Source organism: Streptomyces sp. NPDC047453, from assembly GCF_040643155.1.
GTDB lineage: Bacteria > Actinomycetota > Actinomycetes > Streptomycetales > Streptomycetaceae > Streptomyces.
Genome location: NZ_JBEYTS010000083.1, coordinates 20,823 through 28,972 on the forward strand (window position 1 = coordinate 20,823; position 8,150 = coordinate 28,972).

At 68.1% G+C, this 8,150-nt stretch carries 4 protein-coding genes; all 4 read left to right on the top strand.

All coding sequences use genetic code 11. From position 1 onward, the window contains the following. Positions 1 to 697 precede the first annotated feature (697 nt). Genes ABZ818_RS37085 through sbnB form a run of 4 tightly spaced genes read left to right on the top strand, consistent with a single transcriptional unit; the run spans position 698 to position 7,971 of the window. A complete protein-coding gene (locus ABZ818_RS37085) occupies positions 698 to 3,325 on the top strand; it encodes a Pls/PosA family non-ribosomal peptide synthetase (RefSeq protein ID WP_361424981.1) in 2,628 nt (875 codons plus the stop codon). A 37-nt stretch (positions 3,326 to 3,362) separates the two neighbouring features. Then, entirely contained in the window at positions 3,363 to 5,876 is a 2,514-nt protein-coding gene (locus ABZ818_RS37090) for an amino acid adenylation domain-containing protein (protein ID WP_361424969.1), read from the top strand. Between the two features lie 23 nt (positions 5,877 to 5,899). Beyond that, positions 5,900 to 6,904 (top strand): TauD/TfdA family dioxygenase, encoded by a 1,005-nt coding sequence (locus ABZ818_RS37095; RefSeq protein ID WP_361424972.1) that lies wholly within the window; start codon positions 5,900 to 5,902, stop codon positions 6,902 to 6,904. Beyond that, positions 6,901 to 7,971, top strand: a complete 1,071-nt coding sequence (gene sbnB, locus ABZ818_RS37100) for a 2,3-diaminopropionate biosynthesis protein SbnB (protein WP_361424975.1) — start codon at positions 6,901 to 6,903, stop codon at positions 7,969 to 7,971. Before ABZ818_RS37095 ends, sbnB begins: the two co-directional genes overlap by 4 nt. Positions 7,972 to 8,150: the final 179 nt, after the last annotated feature.

Here is an 8,150-nt window from a genome sequence, read left to right on the forward strand (position 1 = left end):
TCTCCTCGCGGCTGCAGGGGGGTCTCCCTGTAGCCGGTCTGTCTTGGTGCCGTACGGGGCGGAATTCGGTGGCGGGCGGCGGCTCGCCGGAATGCCTCCAGTGCGCCCGAATCGGCGCAGCCGTGTCATGCCACCGAAATTCGGGGCTTGACACGCGCCCTGTGCGCGCATACACGACGCGCTCACCGCGGCGGGGCTCGTGCGCCGTATCGAACCGGCCGGCAGCCCGGCCCGGTTCGAGGGGCGCGTCGGGGCGGGGTCGGGTTGTTGCGGCACGGGGATCATTGGCCGTTTTCCGGGTCCGGTCGCCTTCGGTTGGCGCTCTGTGTCCTGTCCCGCGGTTCCCGCCCGTAAAGCGCCGTACGAGGCGGTGGCGTGCGGTGCGGTTGCCGGGCGATTCGCCCGTGGATTGACCGGGTGCCGTGCGACGGGGTCGCGGGCGGCGTCACGTGCGCAGGGATCATGGGGCCGCAGTGCGGCGAGCATAAAGCGGCTCGCTATCAATGCCGGGCTTCGATGTCAAGTCCCGAAGTTCAGGGGCAGGACAGGAACTCTCCGGGCGGGCCTACTGAAGAGGTCGGGCGTCACGAATCCGTACCCACTGAGAAAACGCCCTCGAGGAGCTCTCGTGCTAGACAAAACGGCGGACGCAATTGCGGCCGGTTCGGCTGGCATCTCGGCCTGCCAGGACGGCAGGGTGGCCGGTTCGGTGACCGGTATCGAGAGGTGTCTGGCTGAGGTGCTGGCCGGTGTCGTAGGTGTGGGGCGGGTGCCGTCGCACAGTCACTTCTTCAATGACCTGGGCGCGGATTCCCTGGTGATGGCGCAGTTCTGTGCGCGGGTGAGGAAGCGGGAGGACCTGCCGGCGGTGTCGATGAAGGACATCTACCGGTATCCCACCATCCGGAGCCTGGCCGTCGCGCTCTTGGATGCCGCGCCTGCTCCCGTCCCGTCCCCGAATGCGCTCGTCAAGCCACCGGCACCGGCACCGGCGCAGGCACCGGCACCGGCGCCGGTCACGCCCACACCGGCCGGTGCAAGGGCTCCGGCCGGTGGAAGGGCTCCGGCCGGTGGAAGGGCTGGGGCCGGTGGAAGGGCTGGGGCCGTCACGGTGCGGTACGTCTCCTGCGGAGTGCTGCAGTGTCTGTTCTTCCTGGGTTATTGCCTGCTTTCCGCTTTCGCCGCCGCTGCAGGCTACGCATGGATCTGTGCTGGCTCGGGTCTGTTCGACCTCTACCTGCGGTCGGTTCTGTGTGCCGGCGGGGGTTTTCTGGGGCTGTGTGCCTTCCCGATCGTGGCGAAATGGACACTCATCGGCCGCTGGCGGGCAGGCGGGTTTCCCCTGTGGGGCATGGAGTATCTGCGTTTCTGGGTCGTCAAGACCTTGATCCGTACAAGTCCGCTGCGGCTGTTTGTCGGCTCACCGCTGTACGTGTTCTACCTCAGGGCGCTCGGCGCGCGGATCGGCGCCGGCGTCACGATCCTCACCCGCACGAGCCCGGTCTGCGCCGACCTGCTCACCGTCGGTGACGGTACGGTGATCCGTAAGGACGTGCTGCTGTCCTGCTACCGCGCTCATGGCGGGCTGATCCAGACCGGCCGGGTCACGCTCGGCAGCAGGGTGCTCGTCAGTGAGCACACGGTCCTCGACATCGGTACCGAGATGGGTGACGGCGCCCAGCTGGGCCACGCCTCCTGTCTGCACGGCGGCCAGGTGGTGCCCGCCGGTGAACGCTGGCACGGCTCGCCGGCGCAGCCGGCCGGCGTGGACTGCGCGAGGGTGGGTCCGGCCGACTGTCCCACCCGCAAGAGGGCCGCCTACGGTGTTCTGCAACTGCTGAGTCTGCTGGTGGTATGGCTGCCGCTGACGATGGGCGCTGCGAGCGTCCTGCTGGCCCGCGTCCCGTTGCTTCATCCGCTGGTGGACCCCCGGCCGGTGGCCGGCCCGGCGTTCTTCGCCGATGCCTTGATCATCTCTTTGGCACTGTTTGGCGGCTCGACACTGGCCGGCCTCCTGGTCCTGGGCACCGTGCCGCGTGTCCTGAACAGGGCCGTCAAGCCCGGCAGGGTCTATCCGCTGTACGGCTTCCACTACGGCATCCAGCGGGTGATCGCGCTGATGACCAACAGGAAGTTCTTCACCACGCTCTTCGGCGACAGCTCCAGCATCGTCCACTACCTGCGCTACCTCGGATACGACCTGTCCCGCATCGAGCAGACCGGGTCGAACTTCGGCACCGAGGTACAGCATGACAACCCGTACCTGAGCTCTGTCGGCACCGGCACCATGATCGCCGATGGTCTGTCCCTGATGAACGCCGACTTCTCCAGCACGTCTTTCCGTCTGTCCCGCGCGTCGGTCGGGCCCCGCAACTTCCTCGGGAACCGCGTCGCCTACCCCTCACAGGGCAAGACCGGCGACAACTGCCTGCTCGCCACGAAAGTCATGGTCCCCACCGACGGTCCGGTGCGTGAGGGCGTGGGCCTGCTGGGTTCACCCAGTTTCGAGATACCGCGCACCGTGCTGCGGGACAACAGGTTCAGCCATCTGCAGACCGGCGATGAGCTGCGCCGCCGCCTGGCCGCCAAGAACAGGCACAATGCCGCAACCGCCGGCCTGTACCTGCTGGCGAGGTGGGGCCACCTCTTCGTGATCACCCTTGTCACCATGGGCGCGGCCGGCCTCTATCCCTGGCTCGGTGCACCGGCGATCGCGCTGGCCACCGTCCTCACCTTCACCTACACCGTCGTCCACTTCGCGCTGATCGAACGGGCCTCCACCGGCTTTACAGCGCAGCAGCCGCTGTACTGCTCGATCTACGAGCCCGGCTTCTGGCACCATGAACGGTTTTGGAAGATGGCGTCGGTCGACTACCTCCAGGTCTTCAACGGCACTCCCTTCAAGAACGTCATCTGGCGGCTTTTGGGGGCCCGGATCGGCAAACGGGTCTTCGACGACGGCTGCTTCCTCCCGGAGCGCACCCTCGTCACTATCGGCGACGACAGCACGCTCAATGCCGGGACCGTGATCCAGTGCCACTCACAGGAGGACGGCGCCTTCAAGTCCGACCGCAGCGTCCTCGGCAGCGGTTGCACCCTCGGGGTCGGCGCCTTCGTCCACTACGGCGTGACGATCGGCGACGGCGCCGTGCTGGGACCTGACTCCTTCCTCATGAAGGGCGAGGAGATCCCCCCGCACGCCCAGTGGGCGGGCAACCCGGCCCAGGACATGCCGGGAGGCGACATCCCCCTTGAGGACCGCCCGGAAGCCGACGCCGCCCGCGCCGCCCGTGCCGCCCGTGCCGCCCGAGCCGATGGCACCTGACACCGCGACACCAGCCACAAGGACAGGAAACGAACCGATGGCAACGCACCCCAACCCCACCCGAAACGGCCTGGAGTACTGGCGCGGCGTACTGACAAGGGGCGGATTCACCCCCGTGCCACGCTGGACCCTCCACCCGGTGCCCGGCGTGAGCCAGTACGAGACACACGTCCCCGAAGGCATCGTCACCGGGCTGTGCCGGCTGGCCGGCGAACTGGCGATACCGCTCGACTCGCTTGTGCTGGCGACGCACGCCAAGGTGCTCGCGGCGCTGTCCGCCGAGCAGCAGATCACCACCGGCTACGTCACCCCCGCCGGCAACCTGCTGCCCTGCCGGCTCACCACCGCACCCGCCTCATGGAAACAACTGCTGCACACCACCCACCAGGCGAGGGCTGAACTGCTGACGCACCAGGATGTTCCAGCCTTCGACATCGACCATCTCAAGCGCGAACTGGACCTGACCGGGCCGTTGTTCGAGACCGTTCTCGATCCCACCACGACCGACGGGGACCTCACCGGGGACACTGCGCTGCGGGTGGGCATCCGGCCCCACAACGGCCGGCTCGTGCTGCGACTGCGTTACCGCACCGACACACTCGACGCCGACGGCGCCGCCCGCATCGCCGGCTACCACGTGAGGGCGCTTGCGCTGATCACCGCCGACCCCGATGCAGAACACGCGCGCCAGAGCCTGCTGTCCGATGAGGAACTGCGCTTCCAGCTCGACCAAGGGGCCGGGCCTGAAAGGCAGTTGCCGAGCGCGAGGGTTCATGAACTGTTCGAGGAGCGGGTGCGGATGCACCCGGAAGCCATCGCCGCCGTTCACGCCGGCCGGCAGTGGACCTATGCGGAGCTCAACGCCCGGGCAAACCGGCTGGCCCACGCCCTCGCAGGCCGCGGGCTTGCCCCCGAAACCGTTGTCGCGGTGGTGACCGGACGTAACGTGGACTGGCTCGCCGCCGTCCTCGCGGTCTTCAAATCCGGAGGCGCCTACCTTCCCATCGAGCCGCACTTCCCGGCCGAACGCATCGCCGCCATCCTCTCCCGCGCCGACTGCACCCTGGTGCTGACCGAACCCGGCAGCACCACCACCCTCGACCAGGCACTCGAGTCCCGGCCCGGCACCGAGAAGCTTTTTGTCGAGGCGGCCTGCGAAGAAACCCACGCAGACGACGATCCCGGCATCCACGTCACGCCCGGCCAACTGGCGTACATCTACTTCACCTCCGGCTCGACCGGTGAGCCGAAAGGCGCCATGTGCGAACACGCCGGCCTGCTCAACCACCTCTACGCCAAGATCGACGACCTCCACATCGGCGAGGGGCAGGTGGTCGCCCAGACCGCGCCACAGTGCTTCGACATCTCCCTGTGGCAGCTGCTGTGCGCCCTGCTGACCGGTGGGCGAACCCTGCTGGTCGAACAGGACGCCATCCTCGACGTCCCCCGATTCCTCGACACCGTCACCGACGGCAGGGCCACCGTCCTGCAACTCGTGCCCTCCTACCTCGAAGCCGTCCTGACCGAGCTCGAACAGCGCCCCCGGGCACTGCCCGACCTGCGATACCTGTCGGTCACCGGGGAGGCACTGAAGAAGGAGACCGCCGAGCGCTGGTTCACCGCTCAGCCCCACATCGCGCTGGTCAACGCCTACGGGCTCACCGAGACCTCGGACGACACCAATCACGACGTCATGCACCGGGCACCGGAACGCATCCTGCTCGGCCGCCCGGTCAACAACGTGCACATCTACGTCGTTGACGAACACCTCGCACCCGTGCCACTGGGCGCCCCGGGCCTGATCGCGTTCTCCGGGGTCTGTGTCGGCCGTGGATACATCAACGACCCCGAACGCACACGAGCGGCCTACCTGGCCGATCCGCTCCGCGCCGGCACACGGCTGTATCTCGGCGGCGACTACGGGCGCTGGCATCCTTCGGGGAAACTGGAGTTCCTCGGCCGCCGCGACGCCCAGGTCAAGATCCGCGGGTTCCGGATCGAGATCGGCGAGATCGAGAACGCGCTACTGCGCCTCCCCGGCATCCGCGACGGCGCCGTGGTGGTGGCCGAACGCGCCGATCAGAGCAAACACCTGATCGCCTTCTACTCCGCCGAAAAGCCCGTCGACCCCAGGGCCCTCAACGACCTGCTGGGTGCCTCTCTGCCCACCTACATGGTCCCGGCGGCCTTCCACTGGCGCGCGAGCCTGCCGCTGACCGCCAACAGCAAGACCGACAAGAAGGCACTGACAGCGCTCGCCACACAACGCGCCACCAGCGACGACGATCACGAGGCGCCGGCCACACCCACCGAGCAGCGGCTGGCGGCCGCCTGGGGACACGTCCTCGGCGTGCCCCAGGACCACATCGGACGCCGCGACCACTTCTTCGACCGCGGCGGCACCTCCCTGTCGGCGGTGAAACTCGCCGTGGCCCTGGACCGCGCCGTGGCCCCCAAAGACGTCATCGCACACCCGGTCCTCACCGACCTCGCCGCCCTGGTCGACCACCGGCGCGAGCGCCACGCAACCGCACCAACGACCTCTTCTTGAACCGCATCGAAAGGAACAGCACCATGCCATACCCGACACCGGTGTCCCTCCTCAACGTGGAACGGAATCCCGGCAAACCCCCGATCCTGCACGTGGACACCGCCGATGACGCACCCGCCTGGGCAGCTGAACACCACCGCGCACTGCGCACCCTGGTCACCGAACACGGCGCGCTCCTCATCCGCGGCCTGCACCTGCGCCACGCGGAGCAAGCCGGCGACGCCCTGCACCGCCTGGCCCCGGCCCTGATGACCGACAAGGAATCCTTCGCCCCCCGCCGGACCTACACCCCGGGCCTGTACTCCTCCTCCGCATGGCCGCCGAACCAGCCGATGTGCATGCACCACGAACTCAGCTACACCCTCCAGCCCCCCGGCCTCATGCTGTTCGCGTGCCTGAGCGCACCCACGACCGGCGGAGCCACCGCCATCGCCGACGCCGCCACCATCCTTCAGGCACTGCCCACCGATCTCGTCCACCGCTTCGAACAAGAAGGCTGGCTGCTCACCCGCACCTACAACGACGAGATCGGCGCCCCCTACGACGAGGCCTTCGGCACCGATGACCGCAGGGCCATCGAGGACTACTGCCGCACAGCCGGCATCGCATTCGACTGGCAACCCGACGGCAGCCTGCGCACCCGCCAGCGCCGCCCCGCCGTGACGGCCCACCCGGTCACCGGCCGCAGCTGCTGGTTCAACCAGATCGCCTTCCTCAACGAATGGACGATCGACCCCGAGATCCGCGAATACCTCATCGACGTCCACGGCGCCGAGTCACTGCCGTTCAACACCCGCTTCGGGGGCGGCGACACCATCGGCCCCGACATCATCCAGCTCCTCAACGACACCTACACCGCCCACACCGCCCGCGAACCGTGGCAGGCCGGCGACCTCATGCTCCTCGACAACGTGCGCACCGCACACAGCAGGGAGGCTTTCCAAGGACCACGCGAGGTGCTTGTCGCCATGGCCGAACCGCTGAACCCGCTCCCATGCCCGCCGACCGGCGAGAAGAACGCCCCATGACCACCGTCCGTTCCACGGCAATGGAGCCCGTCATGCCCCAGCCGCACACCGTGCCCCCGTTCGCAGTGATCTCCGGCGCCCAGGTCCAGCACGCCCTGCAGGACAGGGAAACGCAGATCGTGGACCTCATCGAGGCCACCTACCGGCTGCACGCCGCAGGGGAGTCGGTCAATCCCCCCTCCTACTTCCTGCGCTTCCCGGACCGGCCCACCTCCCGGATCATCGCGCTGCCCGCCTCGATCGGCGGGCAGGCGCAGGTGGACGGCCTCAAATGGATCTCCAGCTTCCCCGGCAACGTCCAGGCCGGCATCCCCCGGGCGTCCGCCGTCCTGATCCTCAACGATCACGACACCGGCTACCCCTTCGCCTGTCTGGAAAGCTCCATCATCAGCGCCACCCGAACCGCCGCATCCGCAGCACTGGCCGCCGACCACCTCACCCGCAACCGGCAACGCCCCACCCGCATCGGGTTCTTCGGCACGGGCCTGATCGCCCGCTACATCCACACCTTCCTGACCGCCGTGGGCTGGTCCTTCGACGAGATCGGCGCCTATGACCCGTCCCACCGCAGCGCAGCGGGATTTTGCGACCACCTCCAACAGACCGGCACCGCCGCACGGATCACCGCGCACGGCAGCCCCGAGGACCTCGTCCGTTCCAGCGGCCTCGTCGTGTTCGCCACCGTTGCGGGCGAGCCACACGTCGGCGACCCGTCCTGGTTCCACCACAACCCACTGGTTCTGCACGTGTCCCTGCGCGACCTGGCACCGGAGATCATCCTCGCCTCGACCAACATCGTCGACGACGTCGAACACTGCCTCAAAGCCGACACCTCCCCGCACCTGGCCGAACAACTCATCGGCAACCGCGGCTTCCTGCACGGCACACTCGCCGACGTCATGAGCGGACGAGTAACGCCCCCCACCGGACGGCCCGTGATCTTCTCGCCGTTCGGCCTCGGAGTACTCGACCTCGCCGTCGGCAAATACGTCTACGACGAGACGGCCCGCTCCGGAGAACTCAACATGATCGAGGACTTCTTCCACGACCTGCGCCGGCACGGGTGACCGGCCCACAGCACCCCGTGGGTCCGCCGGGACGAATGGCCCGGTCTCGCTCGAGCACGCGGATCAGGCAAGGCAGCAGTTAGCCTTAGGCTAATCACTCAGGGTCAACCGGGTCACATCAGGCATCTCCCAGATCGCCTCCTTGTCGTCGGCCCTGGCCAAGCCGCTCTCCACAAGCA

Bases quoted from the DNA above. Each gene is read 5' to 3' on its own strand.
- ABZ818_RS37095 (WP_361424972.1), top strand. From the start codon at position 5,900: ATGCCATACCCGACACCGGTGTCCCTCCTCAACGTGGAACGGAATCCC.
- sbnB (WP_361424975.1), top strand. From the start codon at position 6,901: ATGACCACCGTCCGTTCCACGGCAATGGAGCCCGTCATGCCCCAGCCG.
- ABZ818_RS37090 (WP_361424969.1), top strand. From the start codon at position 3,363: ATGGCAACGCACCCCAACCCCACCCGAAACGGCCTGGAGTACTGGCGC.